The 17,410-nt window shown below is 67.5% G+C and carries 14 protein-coding genes; 2 read left to right on the top strand and 12 right to left on the bottom strand.

What is annotated here, in order from left to right; all coding sequences use genetic code 11:
- Window positions 1–13: 13 nt before the first annotated feature.
- The 12 genes from BN3266_RS08820 to BN3266_RS08765 form a co-directional block, all read right to left on the bottom strand.
- Window positions 14–1,051, bottom strand: coding sequence for a DNA-processing protein DprA (locus BN3266_RS08820; protein WP_059004865.1), 1,038 nt, complete (start codon window positions 1,049–1,051; stop codon window positions 14–16).
- Entirely contained in the window at window positions 1,048–1,836 is a 789-nt protein-coding gene (locus BN3266_RS08815; protein WP_059004864.1) for a TrmH family RNA methyltransferase, read from the bottom strand. Before BN3266_RS08815 ends, BN3266_RS08820 begins: the two co-directional genes overlap by 4 nt.
- Before the next feature lie 90 nt (window positions 1,837–1,926).
- Window positions 1,927–2,280: a 50S ribosomal protein L20 gene (rplT, locus tag BN3266_RS08810; RefSeq protein WP_021661505.1), complete on the bottom strand. Its 354-nt coding sequence runs from the start codon at window positions 2,278–2,280 to the stop codon at window positions 1,927–1,929.
- A 44-nt stretch (window positions 2,281–2,324) separates the two neighbouring features.
- Window positions 2,325–2,522 (bottom strand): 50S ribosomal protein L35, encoded by a 198-nt coding sequence (gene rpmI / locus BN3266_RS08805; RefSeq protein ID WP_021661506.1) that lies wholly within the window; start codon window positions 2,520–2,522, stop codon window positions 2,325–2,327.
- Between the two features lie 23 nt (window positions 2,523–2,545).
- Window positions 2,546–3,049, bottom strand: coding sequence for a translation initiation factor IF-3 (gene infC / locus BN3266_RS08800; protein ID WP_021661507.1), 504 nt, complete (start codon window positions 3,047–3,049; stop codon window positions 2,546–2,548).
- Between the two features lie 219 nt (window positions 3,050–3,268).
- Window positions 3,269–6,829, bottom strand: coding sequence for a UvrD-helicase domain-containing protein (locus tag BN3266_RS08795; RefSeq protein WP_154669040.1), 3,561 nt, complete (start codon window positions 6,827–6,829; stop codon window positions 3,269–3,271).
- Between the two features lie 3 nt (window positions 6,830–6,832).
- Entirely contained in the window at window positions 6,833–10,126 is a 3,294-nt protein-coding gene (locus BN3266_RS08790; RefSeq protein WP_059004862.1) for a PD-(D/E)XK nuclease family protein, read from the bottom strand.
- A gap of 178 nt (window positions 10,127–10,304) precedes the next feature.
- Window positions 10,305–10,949, bottom strand: a complete 645-nt coding sequence (gene spoIIR / locus BN3266_RS08785; RefSeq protein WP_059004861.1) for a stage II sporulation protein R — start codon at window positions 10,947–10,949, stop codon at window positions 10,305–10,307.
- A 193-nt stretch (window positions 10,950–11,142) separates the two neighbouring features.
- Window positions 11,143–12,054, bottom strand: coding sequence for a 4-(cytidine 5'-diphospho)-2-C-methyl-D-erythritol kinase (ispE, locus tag BN3266_RS08780; RefSeq protein ID WP_075109724.1), 912 nt, complete (start codon window positions 12,052–12,054; stop codon window positions 11,143–11,145).
- 21 nt (window positions 12,055–12,075) lie between these two features.
- Window positions 12,076–13,215: a DUF362 domain-containing protein gene (locus BN3266_RS08775; RefSeq protein ID WP_059004860.1), complete on the bottom strand. Its 1,140-nt coding sequence runs from the start codon at window positions 13,213–13,215 to the stop codon at window positions 12,076–12,078.
- Window positions 13,216–13,296: 81 nt separating this feature from the next.
- The gene (locus tag BN3266_RS08770) at window positions 13,297–14,475 is read right to left on the bottom strand and encodes an aminotransferase class I/II-fold pyridoxal phosphate-dependent enzyme (protein WP_242861749.1); all 1,179 of its coding nucleotides are present in this window, start codon (window positions 14,473–14,475) and stop codon (window positions 13,297–13,299) included.
- A complete protein-coding gene (locus tag BN3266_RS08765) occupies window positions 14,472–14,951 on the bottom strand; it encodes an Lrp/AsnC family transcriptional regulator (RefSeq protein ID WP_021661514.1) in 480 nt (159 codons plus the stop codon). The genes BN3266_RS08770 and BN3266_RS08765 overlap by 4 nt, the downstream gene beginning before the upstream one ends.
- Window positions 14,952–15,289: 338 nt before the next feature.
- On the opposite strand from BN3266_RS08765, the gene nadE reads away from it, so the two are divergent.
- Both nadE and BN3266_RS08755 read left to right on the top strand, forming a co-directional pair.
- Window positions 15,290–17,068 (top strand): NAD(+) synthase, encoded by a 1,779-nt coding sequence (gene nadE, locus BN3266_RS08760; RefSeq protein WP_059004859.1) that lies wholly within the window; start codon window positions 15,290–15,292, stop codon window positions 17,066–17,068.
- A gap of 71 nt (window positions 17,069–17,139) precedes the next feature.
- Window positions 17,140–17,409: an ACT domain-containing protein gene (locus tag BN3266_RS08755; protein WP_021661517.1), complete on the top strand. Its 270-nt coding sequence runs from the start codon at window positions 17,140–17,142 to the stop codon at window positions 17,407–17,409.
- The last annotated feature ends 1 nt before the right edge of the window (window position 17,410 follow it).

The following is a 17,410-nucleotide window of genomic DNA, read 5'->3' as shown; positions in this document are numbered from 1 at the left end:
CGCGAATACTTCATTATAGCACCCTCCGGTAGCGCCCGTCCACCCCCCGGGCGATCTGCCCGGCCAGTTCCAGCTTTGAAAGTGCCGCCAGCACCGCCGGGGGCGGGGCCTGCACCCCGGCCAATATCCCCTCGAGGGGGGCGGGGCCCGCGTGCAGCAGGGCGAGGATCGCCCCGGCCGGGCCGGCCGGCACCTCTCTCGGCGGGGGCGGCGGGGTGGCCGGCTCTCCTTGAGGATGGTCCAGCAACTGGTGGGGATATACGCAGACCTGTCCCCCTTCCTGCAACAGCCGCCAAAAACCGGCGGCAAAGGGGGTGCGAACATCCCCCGGCAGGGCGTAGACCGGTTTTTGCAGGGACCGGGCAGCGGCGGCCGCCAGATGGGCGCCGCTCTTCTGGGCGCACTGGGGGACAAAGAGCCGGTCCCCCAGCGCCGCCAGGAGCCGGGCCCTCTGGTGGTAGGCCTGGCGGGTGACCGGGCAGTCGTCGGGGTGTTCGCTCACCACCGCGCCCCCGGCGCGGGCGATCCGTTCGCAGAGGTCCCGGCAGCCGGCGGGGGTCAGATGGCCAAACCCCGCCGGGAGGACGGCCACCGCCCTTCCCCCGGCGGAGAGGGCCCCCTCCAGCGCGGCCTGGTCCACCCCGTAGGCCACCCCGGCCACCACCGCCGCGCCCCCCTGGGCCAGGGCCCTGCCAAAGGCGCGGGCGCAGTCGGCGCCGTAGGCGTCGGGGGTGCGGGACCCGGCCACCGTCACCGCCGGGCCCGCAAGGGCCGCCGGATCCCCCTCGCAGAGGAGAAAGCCCGGCGGGTCGGTCAGCGCCGACAGCCGGGCGGGGTAGTCCTCCCCGCCCCAGCAGAGGGCCCGGCGGGAAAAGGGCGGCTCGTCCGCCGGGTCACGGGAGAAGAGGCGCGCCCGCTCCCGCGCGGTGAAAAAGCCGTCCTCCCGCCCCCGCTGCCAGACGGCTTCGGGGGAGCCAAAATGCGCCAGCGCCGCCTTTAGCCGGGGATTGGCCGGGCCCAGCCCCCGGTAGAGCCAGAGGGCCGGATTCAACGGGCCATCTCCCACAGGAAGAGGGAGGCTGCCACCCCGGCGTTGAGGGATTCGCAGCCGGGCGCCATGGGGATCTCCACCAGTTTGTCGCACCGCTGGGCCACCTGGGGGGAGATGCCCGCCCCCTCGTTGCCCACCACCAGGGCGCAGGGGGACTTCCAGTCAATCTGCCCCACCGGCACGCTCTCCCGGTGGAGGGCGGAGCCGTAGACGGGGAGCCCGGCGGCCTGCAGTTCCCCCACCGCCTCGGCCAGGTCGGGGACCACCGTCAGCGGCACCTTGAAGATGGCGCCCATGGCCCCCCGCACCACCTTGTCGCCCAGGAAGTCGGCCCCGCCCTCCCCGGCGATGATGCCGGTGACCGAGAAGGCGCAGCCGCTGCGGACGATGGTGCCCAGGTTGCCCGGGTCGGCCACCCCGTCTAGAAGGAGATAGTGGCCGCCGGGGTCGATGGGGCCCAGCCGGCGGTGGACCAGCCCCGCCCGGCAGGCGGCGAGCACCCCCTGGGGGCTTTCGACCCCGCTGATTTTGGCCATCACCCTATCGCTGACACAGAAGGCCGATCGGGCCGCCTCCTCGAGGGCGGCGACCACGTCGGGCCAGCGGGTGCGGGCCTCTTCGGTGAAAAAGGCGCTCTCCACCGCGCCGGAGGCGGCGGCCTCGGCGCAGAGGCGGGCCCCCTCGCAGAGAAAGAGACCCGCCTCCCGCCGGGCCTTGGCCGACGAGCGCAGGCGGCAGATCGCCTTGACGCGGGGATTGTCCCGGCTGGTGATGTGTTCTGACACAGCAGTTTCCTCCTTTTGCCGCCCGCGGCGGTACGAAAACCGCCCGGTCAAATGGCTTGACCGGGCGGCAGATGCGCATATTACGCCCCTTTACAGAGCGGCCTTGGCCTTTTCGCACAGGGCGGTGAAGGCGGCGGCGTCATGGATGGCGATCTCCGACAGCATTTTGCGGTTGAGGGAGATGTCGGCCTTTTTCAGGCCGTTGATAAAGGTGGAGTAGTTCATGCCGTTGGCCTTGCAGCCGGCGGAGATGCGGGTGATCCACAGTCTGCGGAAGTCGCGCTTTTTCTGCTTGCGGCCGATGTAGGCGTACTGGCCGGACTTCATCACGGCCTGTTTGGCGGTTTTAAACAGCTTGCTCTTGGCGCCGTAGTAGCCCTTGGCCAGCTTCAGAACCTTTTTTCTTCTCTTGTGCGTCATGGTCGCTCTCTTAATACGAGCCATATCCTTATACCTCCTAGGTTTCCTTCAAAAATTCCGGCCTCTATTTAGGCGTAGGGCAGCAGTTTCTTGATGGCCTCTACGTTGGTCTTGTCGGCGTAAGCCGCTTTGCGCAGGCCGCGTTTTCTCTTGGTGTCCTTCTTGGTCAGGATGTGGGACTTGTAGGCGTGACCCCGCTTCACCTTTCCGTTTTTGGTCAGCTTAAAGCGTTTTTTGGCACCGGTGTGCGTCTTCAGCTTCGGCATCTTATATGCTCCTCCTTAAAATGTTACTTCACGGGCTTGGGGGACAGAAAGGCGACCATGCTGCGCCCTTCCATCTTGGACGGTTTGTCGACCACGGCCTCGTCGCCGATGAGCTCAATAAAGCGGTTCATCAGTTCGACGCCCAGGCTTTTGTGGGCCATCTCGCGCCCCCGGAAACGGATGGACACTTTGACCTTGTTGCCCTGGCCCAAAAACTTGTTCGCCTGGCCGATCTTGGTCTCCAGATCGTGGGTATCGATGTTCAAAGACATGCGAACTTCTTTGATTTCGACGATTTTCTGCTTCTTTTTGGCCTCTTTGTCCCGCTTGGACTGTTCAAAGCGGTACTTGCCGTAGTCCATGATCTTGCAGACCGGCGGCTGTGCCGTCGGGGAGATCATGACCAAGTCCAGATCGCGGCTGTACGCCATCTCCAACACCTGACGGGTGGGGAGAACGCCCAGCTGGCTGCCGTCGGAATCGATCGCCCGAACCTCTTTTTCTCGAATACTCTCATTGATGAGCATGTCTTTCTTAATTGCCCATACACCTCCATAAGCCCTGAAATTACAAAAGTGCGACAACACCGTTGCCGCACTTGACCAATCGCCCAAACGCGCGCCGCCCCTGTGGGGAGACGCCCCTTTTCTGATTGACCGCACCGCCACAGAAGGCCGGTGGGTGAGAACGGCAGATGTTGTTCTACTTTGTTGTCTCAACTAGTATAGCAGCCCCACCCCGCCCTGTCAACTGTTTTTTTTGCGGCGGGCGGCGGCCTTTTCCTCCTCCAGCTCCAGCGCCTTTTGCAGGTAGAAGGAGTAGAGGATCTTGTGGCGCACCGGCTTTTCCAGCAGGTCGCCGATGCCCTTGGTGTAGACTTGCAGCTGCACGGCGTAGCGCTCGCCCAGGGCCGCCAGGTCCTTCACCCGGTCGGTCTTGTAGTCGATGATGGTCAGCTCGCCCCCCTCTTCGAGGACGCAGTCGGCCACCCCCTGCACCAGCACCGTCTCCCCAAAGCCGGCGGCCTCGCCGTCCAGCTCCCCCGCGTCCATCCGGGTGAAAAACCGCAGCTCCCGGTAGAGGCGGTCGGCCCGGGCGATCCGCCGGCCCACCGGCCCTGCAAAAAAGCTGCGCAGGACGGCGGGGTCGATGCAGTCGGCCTCGGGGCCGGTGAGGTACTGCTCCCCCCTCAGGCGGGCGATCTCCCCCTCGGGGTCGGCTGCGGCGGCCCGGTAGTCGCAGTACTGCATGAACTTGTGGTGGGCGTTGCCCCGCTCGGTGGGGGTGAGCCCCCCCTGGTAGGTAAAGACCGGGCGGGTGTTGAGCCAGCTCTTGCGCCCCTTGGCCAGCTGGGAGACCGAGGCCTTGGCCGGCAGGGCGGTCAGGGCCCGGTAGGGGTACTGGTAGGCGAGCTTCTCCCGCAGCCGGGCCACCTGGGCGGGGTCGGCCGGCACCTCTTCCCGCGCGGTCTCCCGCGGGGCGGGCAGAGCGGGGCGGACCACCGCCGCCACCAGGGGGAAGGGCGCTTCCCCCGCCGGGAGGAGGACCCCCGCCCCCCGAAAGAGGCCGTCGGCCCCCGGGTGCTGGGCCAGGGCCGCCAGCACAAAGTCGGCAAAGCAGCCGCTGCGGCGGACGGCGTAGGGGCTGGTGCCCCGGGCCCAGCAGGCGCGAGCATAGCCCTGGGGGTCCTTCTGGGCGGCGGTGAGGATCAGCTTCTGCTTGGCCCTCGTCAGGGCCACGTAGAGCACCCGCATCTCCTCGCTCAACGACTGCTGCACCGCCTCCCACTTGGCCGCCTCGTGCATCAGGGTGGAGTGCTGCAAAAAGTGCTCCCGCCGCCGGTAGCAGGTAAAGCCCATGGCCGGGGAGACCTGGGCCCGGGCCCGGGCGTCTTTCAGGTTGTAGCCGCCCCCCAGCCGGGAGACAAAGCAGACGGGGAACTCCAGCCCCTTGGAGCGGTGGATGCTCATCACCTGCACCCCGTTGCCCCCGCCGCCGGACTGGGCGCCGGGCAGGTCGTCCCCCCCCTCGGCCACCCGCTCCAGATAGCGCAGGAACTCCCGCGCCGAGCCGGACTGGGAAAACTCCTGGGCGTAGGTGAGAAAGAGGCGGAGGTTTTCCCGCCGGGGGGCGGGGTTTGCCAGCCCGCTGACCAGGTTCTCCACGTCGGTGGCCAGGTAGATGCGCCCCAGCAGCTCCCGCGCGGGGAGGACGGCCGCCAGCTCGCGGAAGTAGCGCAGGTCCTTTAAAAACCCGTCCAGCTTGGGGGTACGCGCCGCCCCCAGCAGCCGGGCGTAGAGGCTCTTCCCCGCCCCCCTGGGCGCGCCGGCGCGGATTTCGGCCAGCTCGTCGGGGGTGAAGCCGTAGAGGGGGGAGAGCATGGCCCCGGCCAGGGCCACGTCGTCTTTGGGGTTGTCGATGCACTTGAGCAAGTCGGTGAGCATCCCGATCTCCTTGCGGCCGAGAAAGCCCTGGCTGCCGCTGCCGCCGGCCGGGACCCCCGCCAGCTCCAACCGCTCGAGATAGAGGGGGGCCAGGGTGTTGGCCGAGCGCAGCAGCACGGCAAAGTCGCCGTAGCGGGCGGGGCGGGTGACCGGGCCGTCCTTGACCAGGAACCCGCCCTCCACCATGGAGCGGATCTTCTGGGCGACAAAGTCGGCCTCCCGCTCGTCCAGGGTCCGGCGGTCGGGCGGGGGCGGCTCCTCCCCCTCCCCCGGCTGTTCGGGGCTGCCGTCCACCAGGTAGATTTCGGGCGCGTCGTCCACCGCCGCGCCGTCGTACCCGCCGGAGTAGACCAGCTCCTCCCCCTCGCCGTAGGGGATCTCCCCCACCTCCCGGCTCATGACCCGGGAAAAGAGGAAGTTGACAAAGTCGGTGACCCCCTTGGCGCTGCGGAAGTTTTGGTCCAGGGTGATGAGGGCCGGGTAGGCGCTGCCGTCGTAGGGGTGAAACTGCTCCTTCTTAGCGATGAAGATCTCCGGTTTGGCCTGGCGGAAGCGGTAGATGCTCTGCTTGACGTCCCCCACCAAAAAGAGGTTCTCCCCATTTTTGGACAGGGACTGAAAGAGGGCGTCCTGCACCCCGTTGGTGTCCTGGTACTCGTCCACCATGATAAAGGAGATGGTGCTCGACAGTTCCCCCGCCAGCTCGCTGGGGAGGATCTGCACCCCGTCGGTGGTGGTGCACAGCCGCAGGGCGTACTGCTCCAAGTCGGAGAACTCAAACTGGTTTTCGGCCCGCTTGCGCTCCTCCAACTTGCGGCCAAAGCGGCTCACCGCCCCATAGAGGGCGGCCACCAGGGGGCGCAGGGCGGCCACGTCCTCCCGGTGCTGAGCGGGGGTGCGGCAGAGGCGCTTGTCCCGCCACTCGGCCCAGTCGGCCCGCACCTCGTCGCGCAGCTCTTTGACGCGCACCTTGAGCGGGTCGTCGGCATAGCCCCGCACCGTGGGAAAACGGGCAAAGCCGCCCGCCCGCAGCCGCTCCTCCAGGCCGCCCAGGTCCCCGGTCAGGGCCGCGTCCAGGGCGCCTTGCACCAGGGCCCGATCGCTCTCGAGCACCGGGGCCAGAGCCGCGGACAGCTTTCCGTCCCCGGCGGCGAGGTCGCCCATCTTCTCCAGTTGGGCGAGGGAGAAGGAGAGCATCTCCGCTGCGCCCGCGAGGAGGGCCCTGCCCCAGACGCTCTCCCCCGCCGGCTGGTCCCCGTCGTAGAGGGCCAGGGCGCTGTCGAGCCAGTTTTGGGGGTAGGGCAGGGACTGGAGAAAGTCGTGCAGCTTTAAGAGGATGTCCTCCAGCCGTCGGTCGCTGCGCTCGGCGTTGACCAGTTCGGCCATCTGCAAAAAGGCGGGTTCCGCCTCCTCGTAGAGCTCCTGCAGGGTCTCGCCCAGGGCCCGCTGCTTGAGCAGCCCCGCCTGGGCCCCCTCCACAATGGAGAAGTCCCGGCGGATGCCCAGGGCCGAGAAGTGCTCCCGCACCAACTTGATGCAAAAGGAGTCGATGGTGCAGATGTCGGCGCGGGAGACCAGTGCCTGCTGGCGGCGCAGAAAGGCGCTGCCCGGCCGGGCGGCGATCTCGGCGGCCAGGCCGGTGTAGATGCGCTGCTTCATCTCGGCGGCGGCGGCGTTGGTGAAGGTGACGATGAGCAGCTCCTCCGGGCTGACGGGGGCCGTCTCGTCGGCCAGGAGGGAGACCACCCGGCTGGTGAGGACCGAGGTCTTGCCCGAACCGGCGGCGGCGCTGACGAGCAGGGTGCCGCCCCGGTCGTCCACCGCGGCCTGCTGCCACCTGGTAAAGCGGGGCTTTTCAGCCATCACTCACTCCCCCTTTGTCCTCTGGTAAAATTCGGCGTCCCCCTTCAGTTTGGGGCACTCCCGCCGCTCGTCCTTCTCCTCGATGAGGCAGACCCGGCGGTAGTCGCAGTAGGTGCAGGGGAGGAACTGGTCCTTTTGCAGGGGCACGGCGCCGATCTCCCCCTGGCGCAGCGCGTCCACCAGCCCGGCCATGGTGCGGCGGATGTGCCCCTCGATCTGGCCCATCTGCTCCAGCGTCGCCAGGCGGCTGTACTTGCTGAAGGTGCCGTCCTTGTTCTGCTTGACGGGGATGAAGTCCCCCGCCACCCCCGGCTCCATGGCGCGGACGACCTCCAGATCCCGCAGCACCAGCCCGCTCTGGGTCAGCCCCTTTGAAAAGAGGGCAGCGGAGCCTTCGTCCGGCTCCCCCTCCACGTCGGAATAGGTGACGGCGGCGGGCATGTAGAGGACCCCGGCGGGCAGGCTGCCGGCAAAGGGTCCCTCCTTCTGGCAGAGGGAGAAGAGGTAGATGAGCATCTGCATGTTCAGCCCGCTGTACACATCGCTCAGGGAGAAGGCCTTCCCCCCCGACTTGTAGTCCACCACCCGCAGGTAGGGCTGGCCGTCGATCTCGCAGGTGTCCACCCGGTCCACATACCCCTGCACCGCCACCTCGGTGCCGTCGGCGGCCTGCACCCGCAGGGGCGGGGCGTCCTTCCCCTCCCCCACCGGCAGCTCGAAGGCAGCGGGGAAAAACCGGCTCTGGGCCAGCTCCCTCTGCAGGTGGGTCAGCAGCAGCTTGGTGTTCTCCCGCACCTTTTGCAGCAGGTACTGCTGGCGCTTGGTGAGGTTTTCCTCCCCCAACTGCTCCTTCCCGTAGCGGGCGGCGGCGGTGTCCACAAAGCCGTCCAGCTCCTCTCTGGGGACGGCGGGGAACGCCCGCCCGTAGGTCTTGAGGGCCTGTTCCAGCAGATAGTGGATAAAGCTGCCCGTCTCCAGGGGGGAGACCTCCCCCTTGGGGGGCGGGGCGAGCCCCAGCCCCCGCTTGAGGTAGAAGGAGAAGGGGCAGTTTTCAAACTGCTCCAGCCCGGTGGGGGAGAGGTTCAGCTTGGTCCCGAAGAGGAGGTAGCTGGCCTCCCTCCCCAGGGTGAAGCGGTACCCCTCGCCGCTGCGGCGCACCCGCTCCAACCGGCGGCGCTCCGGCTCGCCCAGGGCCTGGGTCAGGGCGGCCGCCAAGGCCGGGTCCTCCCCGGCGCAAAGGGCGGCAAAGGCGGTCTCCCGGTTGGAGACGGCCTCCTCTCCCGGAAGCTCTCCGGCCTCCACCTTGAGGCCGGGGATCTTCAGGGCGGTCTCCACCAGCTCGCTGGGCTCAAACTGTTCCCCCTTCAGCGAGGCGGTGTGGTAGCCGATGTAGAGCCGCTCGCTGGGGGCGCAGACCGCATTGTAGCAGTAGCCCAGCTCCCGGCTCACCGCCTCGCCGGTGTCCACGGCGTAGGCGAGGCCCCACTCGGCCAGGGCGTTTTTCTCCTTTTGGGTCAGCAGCCCCGGCGGGTCCTCCTGCAGGGGGAAGGCCCCAAAGGTCGCCCCCAGCACAAAGCAGACCCGACAGCCCTCCAGCCGGGTCTTGTCCGCCGAGCCCACGATGACCTGGTCGAGGCTGCGGGGGATGGCGCCGAAATCCCCCGCCTTGAGGGAGAGACGAAAGATCTCAGCAAACCGGTCGATGTCCAGCGGCTGGTCCCCCAGGGTGAGGTAGAGCTCGTCCAGCACCGCCACCAGGGCGTCCCACTGGGCCACAAAGTCGTCGGCCAAAGCGCTCTCCCCCAGCTCGTCCAGCCGGGCCACCTGCCGCTCCCCCAGCCGGGCCGCGCCGTATCGCTCCAACAGCGAAAAGAGGCCCTTGACGATTTTCCCGCCGGTGCTGCGGCGGCAGCTCTTTTCAAGGGCGAACAGGGGATCGCAGACGGCCTGGCGCAGCGCCTCGACCCGGCGCAGGGTCTCGGCCCCTTCGGGGGTGAGGGGGCCGCCGAAGCCGTCGGGATTTTTTTCAAAGGGCCGCTTGAGGGCCGCCCCCGAGAGGTTCCAGGTGTAGAGGTAGTTCTCCAGGTCGCAGAGGGTCTCCTCGTCGGCGTCGGCCAGCCCCTGCCGGGCGATGAGGAGGAGGCCGTCCGCGTCCAGCCCCCGGGTGAGGGCCCGCAAAATGGCCAGCACCAGGCTGACGGTGGGCTTGGCGTAGACCGGCTGGTTCTCGTCGATAAAATAGGGGATCTCCCGCCGGTCGAACGCCTGGCGGATGGCCACGGCGCAGTCGTCGGCCCGGCGGCAGAGGACGGCGATCTCCCGGTAGCGGTAGCCCTGTCGGCAGAGCCGGTCGATCTCGGCCGCGGCCCAGTCGCACTCGGCAAACCGGTCGGGGGCGGCAAAGACCCGCACCTTCCCCTCTTCCAGCGGCGCGGGGCGGCGCCCGGCAAAGGCCGCCTCTATCTGGCAGAGGTCGGCGGAGGCAAAGCGGGGGGTGTCCAGCCGCTCGGGTTCGGCCACCGCCACCCCCATCTCCCGGCAGTTGCGGGCCAGGCGGCGGGCGGTCTTGCGGGCCTCGTAAAAGGGGGAGAGCTCCCGCCCGTCCCCCTGCCAGGGGTCGTCGCAGCAGAGGGCCACCGTCACCTCCTCCGCCTCCCGCAGGATGCAGTCGAGCAGGTCGTGCTGGGGCTTGGTGAAGCCGGTGAAGGCGTCGACAAAGACCGACTTGCCCAAAAAGAAATCCCCCCGCCGGTCGATGGCGCGGTAGATCTTCCCCGGCTCGTCGGTAAAGCTGCGGTCCAAAAGGGCGTCAAAGGCGGCGAAGACGGCGGAGAAATCGCCCAGCTTGTCCTGCAGGGCGGGGCTCCCCAGGGCCTGGGCGGCCTCGTCGATGGCCTGGGGCGAGAGGCCCATGTTCTGAAACTCCTCCCGGGCGGCGATGAGGGCCGAGAGAAAGCCCTCGGTCACCGGCTGGCCGCCGTAGAGGCGCAGCTGGTCTTTGGTCTCGTAAAAGGCCGAGGCCATGAGGGAGGCCGCCCCCACCCCGGTCAAATCGGGGACGGAGAGGCCGCCGTTTTGGGCGAAGATGGTCTCGCACAGCCGGGTGATGGAGAGGACCTGCACCCGGCTGAAATCGCCGTGGGGCAGGGCGGAAAAGAGACGGCTCTCGGTCTGGTAGGAGGCCTGTTCCGGCACCAGAAACAGCACCTCCCGCCCCTGAGCGGCCCGCTGGGCGACCCGGCTTTCCAGCAGGGTGCTCTTGCCGGTCTTGGCCCGGCCCAGCACCAGTTGCAGCATCTCTCTTCCCCCCTTTCGGTCCGGCCCTCCCGCCGCCCAAAAGGGGCGGTGGGAGGGGTTGTCGTTTGCCTTTCAGAATAACACGTTTTGGCCCGCCGGGCAACCCGCGCGGGGCGCAAAAAGGCGGGCGGCCGCGGCGGAAGATTCTTCCGCTGCGGCCGCCCGCCCGAGACCCACTCTAGTGGGTGTAGTGCTCGGCGCTCTTCTCGCCGGAGAAGAAGCGCTGCACCCCCTCAAACCACTCCACCACCTTGAACTTGACCTCCACCCCCTGGATGGGGTCGATCTCCCCCGCCGCCTCGCCGTAGACCGAGTCGGGGGTCTGCTCGCTGGCGGTGGGGACGCAGAGGGGCGGGAACATGACGCACCACCAGTTGTGGCCCTGCCCCTCGCCGATGACCAGCTGCAGCGCGTCGTACTCCCCTGCGGGGAGGATCGCCCGGTCGCCGTAGCGCTTGATGTCAAAGTAGAGGTTTGTCACCCCGGCGCGCACCGGCTCCTGGCAGCCGTTTTCCCGCAGGGCCGCCTCGGCGGCCTCCTCGATGGCGGGCAGCTTCTCCCGGATGGCGTCCAGGGCCTCTTCCTTCCCCTCGAGATCGCCGAAGAGCTCGTCGGAGCGGGCCAGCACCGCATCGCGCACCTGCAGCTTGAGGGCCTGGTCCTCCGGCGAGTCGGAATTCGCCACGATGTGCAGCCGCACGGTGTTCTCGCGGATGGCCTCCACCGACTCCCCCTCTGCGGACACCGCCGCGTAGAAGATGCAGAGGACCGAGGCCAGAGCCAGGGCCCACTCCCACTTGTGGACTTTTGCAAAACGCTTCACTGAAAACGCCCCTTCCGATTTGTCTGGGGAGAGTATGGAGCGCTCTTTTTCAAATTATACCTGGAAATTCAAATTTATTTTGCCGCCGACAGAGCAGGGGATAGAGACGGAGAAGGGGCCGGGGGCCTTCCCCCGCCCCATCGGCGGCCATTGCCCCTTTCCGGTGCAGAGGGGCCCTTCTGCCAGCGCACTGTTAAAGGCGCGCGGCCCCAACGGAGCCCTCAACCGGCTGTCCCCGGCGGTCGGTCACCCCAAAGGGGGTGGGGCGGCAGAGGACGGTCTGGGGGTAGACTTTCCGCAGCGCCGCCTCGGCCCGGCGGGCGGGCCCCTCCCGGTCAAAGAGGCCGAAGACCGCCGAGCCGCTGCCGCTCATGCAGGCCCCCAGCGCCCCCCCTTCCTCCATCCGACGGGCGATTTCCCAGACCGCCGGCGGCACCACCCCCGGCAGCTGCATGGCGTTTTTCAGGGCCTGTCCCAGGGCGGGCAGGTCCCCCGCCGCCAGGGCGGCCAACAGCCGCTGGGTGTCGGGGCGGGGGGGATCTTCCGCTCCGTCGAAAGCGGCAAAGGCCGCCCCGGTGGAGACCCCCTCCTCCGGCTTGGAGAGGAGGAGAAAGCAGTCCCCCAGCGGGGGGAGGGGGGTCAGCTTTTCGCCAAATCCCCCCACCCGGGCGGTGCCCCCCAGCACCAGAAAGGGGATGTCGGCCCCCACCTCGGCCCCCACCTCGCAGAGCTGGGGGGTGGTGAGCCCCGCGCCGTAGAGGGCATTCAGCCCCCGCAGCACCGCTGCGCCGTCGCTGCTGCCGCCCCCCAGCCCCGCCTGGGCAGGGATCCGCTTTTGGATGTGGATGGCGCAGCCGCCCGGCCGTCCGGTCCGCTCAAAAAAGGCGCGGGCGGCCCGGTGGGCGATGTTTCGCTCGTCGCAGGGCAGGGTCGGGTCGTCCCCGGTGAGGGAGATGCCCGACGGCGTCCGGCACAGGGTGATCTCGTCGCAGAGGGTGATCGTCTGCATCACCATGTCCATCTCGTGATAGCCGTCCGGCCGCCGGCCGAGGATGTCCAGAGACAGGTTGATTTTGGCGTTGGCCCGCAGGTGCAAACCGTCCATGGGCGCGCCCTCCTCTCGCTTTTAGTGTTTGGTGAGGATGTTTTTGGAGACGCGGATGGCCCCCACCGGGCACATCTCGTGACAGCAGTAGCAGCGGATGCAGCGCTCCCTCCGGATGCGGGCCTTCCCCCCCTCCAGGACAATGGTCTGGGGCGGGCAGCTCTCGGCACACTTCCCACAGCCCACGCAGGCGGCGGTATCGATGAGCGGCCGGGGGGTAAAGAGGATGCGCATCACCCACCTGGCCGGGCGGCGCAGGGGGGCGGGCACCCCGGCCATAAAGTCCACGGTGGAGGAGCGGGGCCGCTGAAAATGGCGGTTTTGCAGGGCGTCCTCGTCTCCCGTCAGCGCCACCTCCCCGCCAAAGAGCCCCCGCGCCCGGGCCAGCCGCACCGTGGCCACCTGTTCGGGGGAAAAGCCCATCAGCCGGCAGAGGCACTCGTCCACGGCGTAGGGGCTGCGGCCGCAGAGGGTCAGCCCCACCTGCTTTTTCACCCCGCTGGAGGGGCCGTCCCCCTCCATGCACTCCACCGCGTCCACCAGCACCAGATCGGGCCGCACCGCGCCGCAGAGGTCCAGGAGCATCTGGGAGAAGTCCTCGGTCTCGGGGAAGCGGTAGTGCATCCGCGGCTTTTGCAGGCCGGGGATGCTGCCGAAGAGGTTTTTCACCCCGCCGGAGAGGGTGGTCATGCAGTGGGTCTTGCACTTGGCGACATCCACGATGAAGTCGGCCCGGCAGATGGGGGCGATGACGGCGAACTTCTTGGCCTTCACCCCGGCAGGGTTCTCCCGCTCCCCCTCCCCCAAGTCGAAGTTGAGGCGGGCGCCGGTGTCCCGGGCCACCTCCTCCATCCCGCAGGCGCGGTAGATGCCCCGCAGGGCGCTCTCGGTGTAGGGGCCGCCGGGGCTGTCGGCAATGGCGATCTCCCGCACCCCCAGCTCCTGCAGGCAGACCACCGCCGCGTAGACCAAGTCGGGGTGGGTGGTGGTGGCCCCCTCAGGGGCCCGCTTCATCAGCAAATTGGGCTTGATGAGGGCGCGGGTGGCCGGACCCACCTGCTCCTTTACCCCCAAGGCCGCAAAGTGGCGGCGGACGGCGGCCACCGCCTCCTCCCGCCCGTAGCGCGGGGTCTTTATCACCGAAACCAGTTCAGCGGACATCTTCCGATCCCCCATTTCTCAAAACGGGCCGCGGCCCCTTCGGTCGCGGCCCGTGCCGTTTGGTTTTTTGGCGGGGCGTCCTCACCCCTGCCGCTCTTCCAGAAATTCGCCGATGCGCTTGATTGCCTTTTTCAGGTGGGAGAGGGAGTAGGAGTAGCTCACCCGGATAAAGCCCTCCCCGCTCTCGCCGAAGGCGTCCCCCGGCACCACCGCGATTTTCTTGGAGTAGAGCAGTTCCTCGCAGAACTGGGCGGAAGACATCCCGGTGGAGCGGATGCAGGGGAAGACGTAAAAGGCCCCCTTGGGGGTGAAGCAGGGCAGCCCCAGCTTGTTGAAGGCGTCGACGATGTAGCGCCGGCGGCTGTCGTACTCCTCCTTCATCTCCTCGATGCTGTCGTCGCAGTTGTTGATGGCCTCCAGCGCGGCGTACTGGCTGACGGTGGGGGCGCACATGATAGCGAACTGGTGGGCCTTTTTCATCTGGGCGAGGATGGGGGCCGGGCAGCAGGCGTAGCCCAGCCGCCAGCCGGTCATGGCAAAGGCCTTGGAAAAGCCGTTGACGGTGATGGTGCGCTCCCACATCCCCTCGATGGCGGCAAAGGGGGTGTGTTTCAGCCCGCCATAGGTCAGCTCGGCGTAGATCTCGTCGGAGAGGACCATCACGTCGGTCCCCCGCAGCACCTGGGCGATCTCCTCCAGGTGGCGCCGCTCCATCACCGCGCCGGTGGGGTTGTTGGGGAAGGGCAGCACCAGCAGCTTGGTGCGCTCGGTGAGGGCGTCCTTCAGCTCCTGGGCGGTGAGGCGAAACTCGTTTTCCTCCCTGGTGGGGATGGGCACCGGCACCCCGCCGGCCAGCTGGACGATTGGGGTGTAGCAGACAAAGCTGGGCTCGGGGATGATCACCTCGTCCCCCGGATCCACCAGGGTGCGGATGGCGATGTCGATGGCTTCGCTGCCGCCCACCGTGACCAGGATCTCGTCGCTGGGGTCGTAGGTGAGGCCGTCGAACCGGCGCTGCAGGTAGCGGGCGATTCCCTCCCGCAGGGGGGCCAGTCCGGCGTTGGCGGTGTACCAGGTCTTGCCCTCTTCCAAGCTCTTGATGCCGGCCTGGCGCACCGAGTAGGGGGTGTCGAAGTCGGGCTCCCCCACCCCGAGGGAGATGACCCCCTCCATCTCGGCGGCGATGTCGAAGAACTTGCGGATGCCGGAGGGCTTCACCTGCAAAATTTTGTTGGAGAGGATTTTGTTGTAGTCGATCACAGGTTGGTGAGTCCCCTTTCATCGCGTTTTTCACCGCAGAAGAGGATGTCGTCTTCCTTGTATTTCTTGAGGACAAAATGGGTGGCGGTGCCGGTCACCCCGTCGATGGTGGAGAGTTTTTTGGCCACCATCATGGCGATGTCCTGAAAGGTCTTGCCGGAAATGTGGACCGACAGGTCGTAGCCGCCGCTCATCAGGTAGAGGGAATCCACTTCCTTCATCTGGGCGATCTTGTCGGCCACGTAGTCAAAGCCGCAGTCCTTGCGGGGGGTCACCTTCAGGTCCACCAGGGCCTCCACATGGTTCTCCTCGGTCTCCTCAAAATCGATGACCGCCCGGTAGCCCTTGATGACCCCATCCTCTTCCAGCTGGCGAAGCCGCTCTTCCACCTCCGCCTCGCTCTGGTCCAAAAGCAGCGCCAGCTGCGCCACCTCCATCATGCCGTTGCGCCGTAAGATCTTCAGTAATTTGTCCATCCGTCACTCACTCCTTCACGTCTTTTTTTCCGCCCCCCGGTAAAAGGGGCTGATTGAGTAAACAGTATACTCCCTTTTGCCCCTGCGCACAAGGGGGGCGCGCCGGGCAAAAACCCGTTGCCGGGCGCATTTTTCTGCCCCTGCACGGTGTTTTTGGGCGGGGAAATATGCTATAATGGCCGCATGGCGATATTCGCCAGGGCGGGCCTGGCAGCCGGCGGCCCCTCCCCCCTGTTTGGGCGGGGCGGCGCGCCGGTGCACGCCCCCCTTTCCCCCCGCCGCGGGCGCGCTGTCCGCGCCGGGGGGGCCCATCTCTTTTTGGCAAGGAGGTCTCTTTTTTGGAAAGCATTGTACGGGTGGCGGCGCTCACCTCCCGCATCTCCCTGGGGGACATGCACAAAAGCGCCGAGGCCCTGATCGAGGCGGCCCAGCAGTTGGGGGATCGCGCCCCCGACCTGGTGCTGCTGCCCAAATACACCCTCACCGGCGGCTCGCTTGGCGACCTGGCCCAAAACGGCCAGTTTGCCAAGACGGCCGGGGAGCTGCACCCCTATCTCGGCGCCAAGCTGGCGGCGCTGGGGGGGCTGTTCCTCTTCACCGCCCCCTCCCCCGGCGGGGAGCACGCCTATCTCTACCGGGAAGGACAGCTGCTGCTGGACCTCCCCGCCGAGACCGAACTGGGCCGTCCCCTCCCCACCTTCTCGGTGGGCGGCGGCACCGCCGCCCTCTTCTTCGGCGACCCGGCGCACCTCTCCCTCTACGCGCGGGAGATCGTGGAGAGCGGGGCCGACCTCCTCCTCCTCTGCGCCTGCGAGCCCGACCGGCTGGGTTACGGCGACCGGGTGCTGCGCCAGATCAAGGAGGTCAGCGCCGCCCTGGGGGTCTGCTGTGTCCTCTCCCAGGGAGGCGAGGGCGACTCGTCCGCCCCCCGGCTCTTCACCGCCCAGACCGCCGTCTTCGAGTGCGACCGGCTGCTGGCCTTTGCCCAGGCGGTGAGCGGGCCCCCCGCAGCCGTCTGCGATGTGGATCTGGACATCATCGCCGGGTACCGGCGGGGGCAAACCCTCCCCGCCTTCCGGCGGCCTGAGCCCGCCTTCTCGGTGCCGGTGCGCACCGGCGGCAAAAAGCTGCTGCGCCCCCTGGGGCAAAACCCCTTCATCACCCGCCCTGAGCAGCTCGACGAGCTGTTCTCCCTGCAGGTCAAGAGCCTGGCGGTGCGGATGGAGAACACCGGCATCAAGGAGCTGGTGGTGGCCCTCTCCGGCGGGCTGGACTCCACCCTGGCACTGCTGGTGGCCGCCGGGGCCTGCGACCGGTTGGGGCTGCCCCGCTCGGCCGTCACCGCGGTGACCATGCCCGGCTTTGGCACCTCGCAGCGCACCAAGTCAAACGCCGAAAAGCTCTGCGAGGCGGTGGGCGCAAAACTGCGCAAGATCCCCATCGGCCCGGCGGTGGAGGCGCACTTTGCCGACATCGGCCACGACCCCCAAAGCCACAACGTCACCTTTGAAAACGCCCAGGCCAGGGAGCGCACCCAAATTTGCCTGGACATCGCCAACGAGACCGGGGCCCTGGTGGTGGGGACCGGCGACCTGTCGGAGGCCGCGCTGGGCTTTTGCACCTTTGGTGGCGACGCCCTGGCCAACTTCAACGTCAACATCTGCCTGCCCAAGACCCTGGTGCGGGCCGTCTGCCGGCGGCTGAAGGAGCGCTTTGCCAAGGCCGCCCCCTTCATTCAGGACATCCTGGACACCCCGGTCAGCCCGGAGCTGCTCCCCCCCGACGAGTTCGGCAACATCGCCCAGAAGACCGAGGAGATTTTGGGGGAGTACGACCTGCTGGACTTCATCCTCTACCACCACCTGCGCTACGGCCTGCCGCCGGAGAAGATCTTCTACTACGCCTGCGCGGCCTTTGGCGAGCGCTATACCGGCGCCTACATCAAGGAGAAGCTGGGCCTCTTCTACAAGCGGTTTTGCGCCTCGCAATTCAAGCGGGTCTGCGCCCCCGAGTGCGCCGTCATCACCGACGTCACCCTCTCGGGCGGGGCCTTCGCCATGCCCGGCGACATGGGCTCCAAAACCTTTTTAGAGGCGGTGGAGGCCATTTCGGTCTGACCCCCGTCACCCGTCTGTTCGCCGCCCCGGCGGGCGGCCTTTCAAAATAGAAGCAAAGTGAGGAAGAAAAGATGAAAGCTGTTATCTCTGTTATCGGCAAGGACACCGTGGGCATCCTGGCGGCCGTCAGCACCGTCTGCGCCGAGGCCAACGCCAACGTGCAGGATGTGACCCAGTCCATCCTGGGGGACATCTTCGCCATGATCATGGTGGTGGACATCTCCAAGTGCAACCTGGAGCTCTCCGAGCTGCGCGCCCGTCTGGAGACCCTGGGCCAGGAGCGGGGCCTGCAAATCAACCTGATGCACGAGGACATCTTCAACTCGATGCACCGCATTTAGG

The organism is Bittarella massiliensis (ex Durand et al. 2017) (assembly GCF_001486165.1).
GTDB classification, from domain to species: domain Bacteria; phylum Bacillota; class Clostridia; order Oscillospirales; family Ruminococcaceae; genus Bittarella; species Bittarella massiliensis.
Note: the sequence above shows the minus strand (reverse complement) of the source record. Positions and strands in the feature narration are given on the sequence as shown.

Bases quoted from the DNA above. Each gene is read 5' to 3' on its own strand.
- infC (WP_021661507.1), bottom strand. From the start codon at position 3,049: ATGCTCATCAATGAGAGTATTCGAGAAAAAGAGGTTCGGGCGATCGAT.
- BN3266_RS08775 (WP_059004860.1), bottom strand. From the start codon at position 13,215: ATGTCCGCTGAACTGGTTTCGGTGATAAAGACCCCGCGCTACGGGCGG.
- BN3266_RS08755 (WP_021661517.1), top strand. From the start codon at position 17,140: ATGAAAGCTGTTATCTCTGTTATCGGCAAGGACACCGTGGGCATCCTG.
- ispE (WP_075109724.1), bottom strand. From the start codon at position 12,054: ATGGACGGTTTGCACCTGCGGGCCAACGCCAAAATCAACCTGTCTCTG.
- BN3266_RS08765 (WP_021661514.1), bottom strand. From the start codon at position 14,951: ATGGACAAATTACTGAAGATCTTACGGCGCAACGGCATGATGGAGGTG.
- rpmI (WP_021661506.1), bottom strand. From the start codon at position 2,522: ATGCCGAAGCTGAAGACGCACACCGGTGCCAAAAAACGCTTTAAGCTG.
- rplT (WP_021661505.1), bottom strand. From the start codon at position 2,280: ATGGCTCGTATTAAGAGAGCGACCATGACGCACAAGAGAAGAAAAAAG.
- BN3266_RS08795 (WP_154669040.1), bottom strand. From the start codon at position 6,829: ATGGCTGAAAAGCCCCGCTTTACCAGGTGGCAGCAGGCCGCGGTGGAC.
- BN3266_RS08790 (WP_059004862.1), bottom strand. From the start codon at position 10,126: ATGCTGCAACTGGTGCTGGGCCGGGCCAAGACCGGCAAGAGCACCCTG.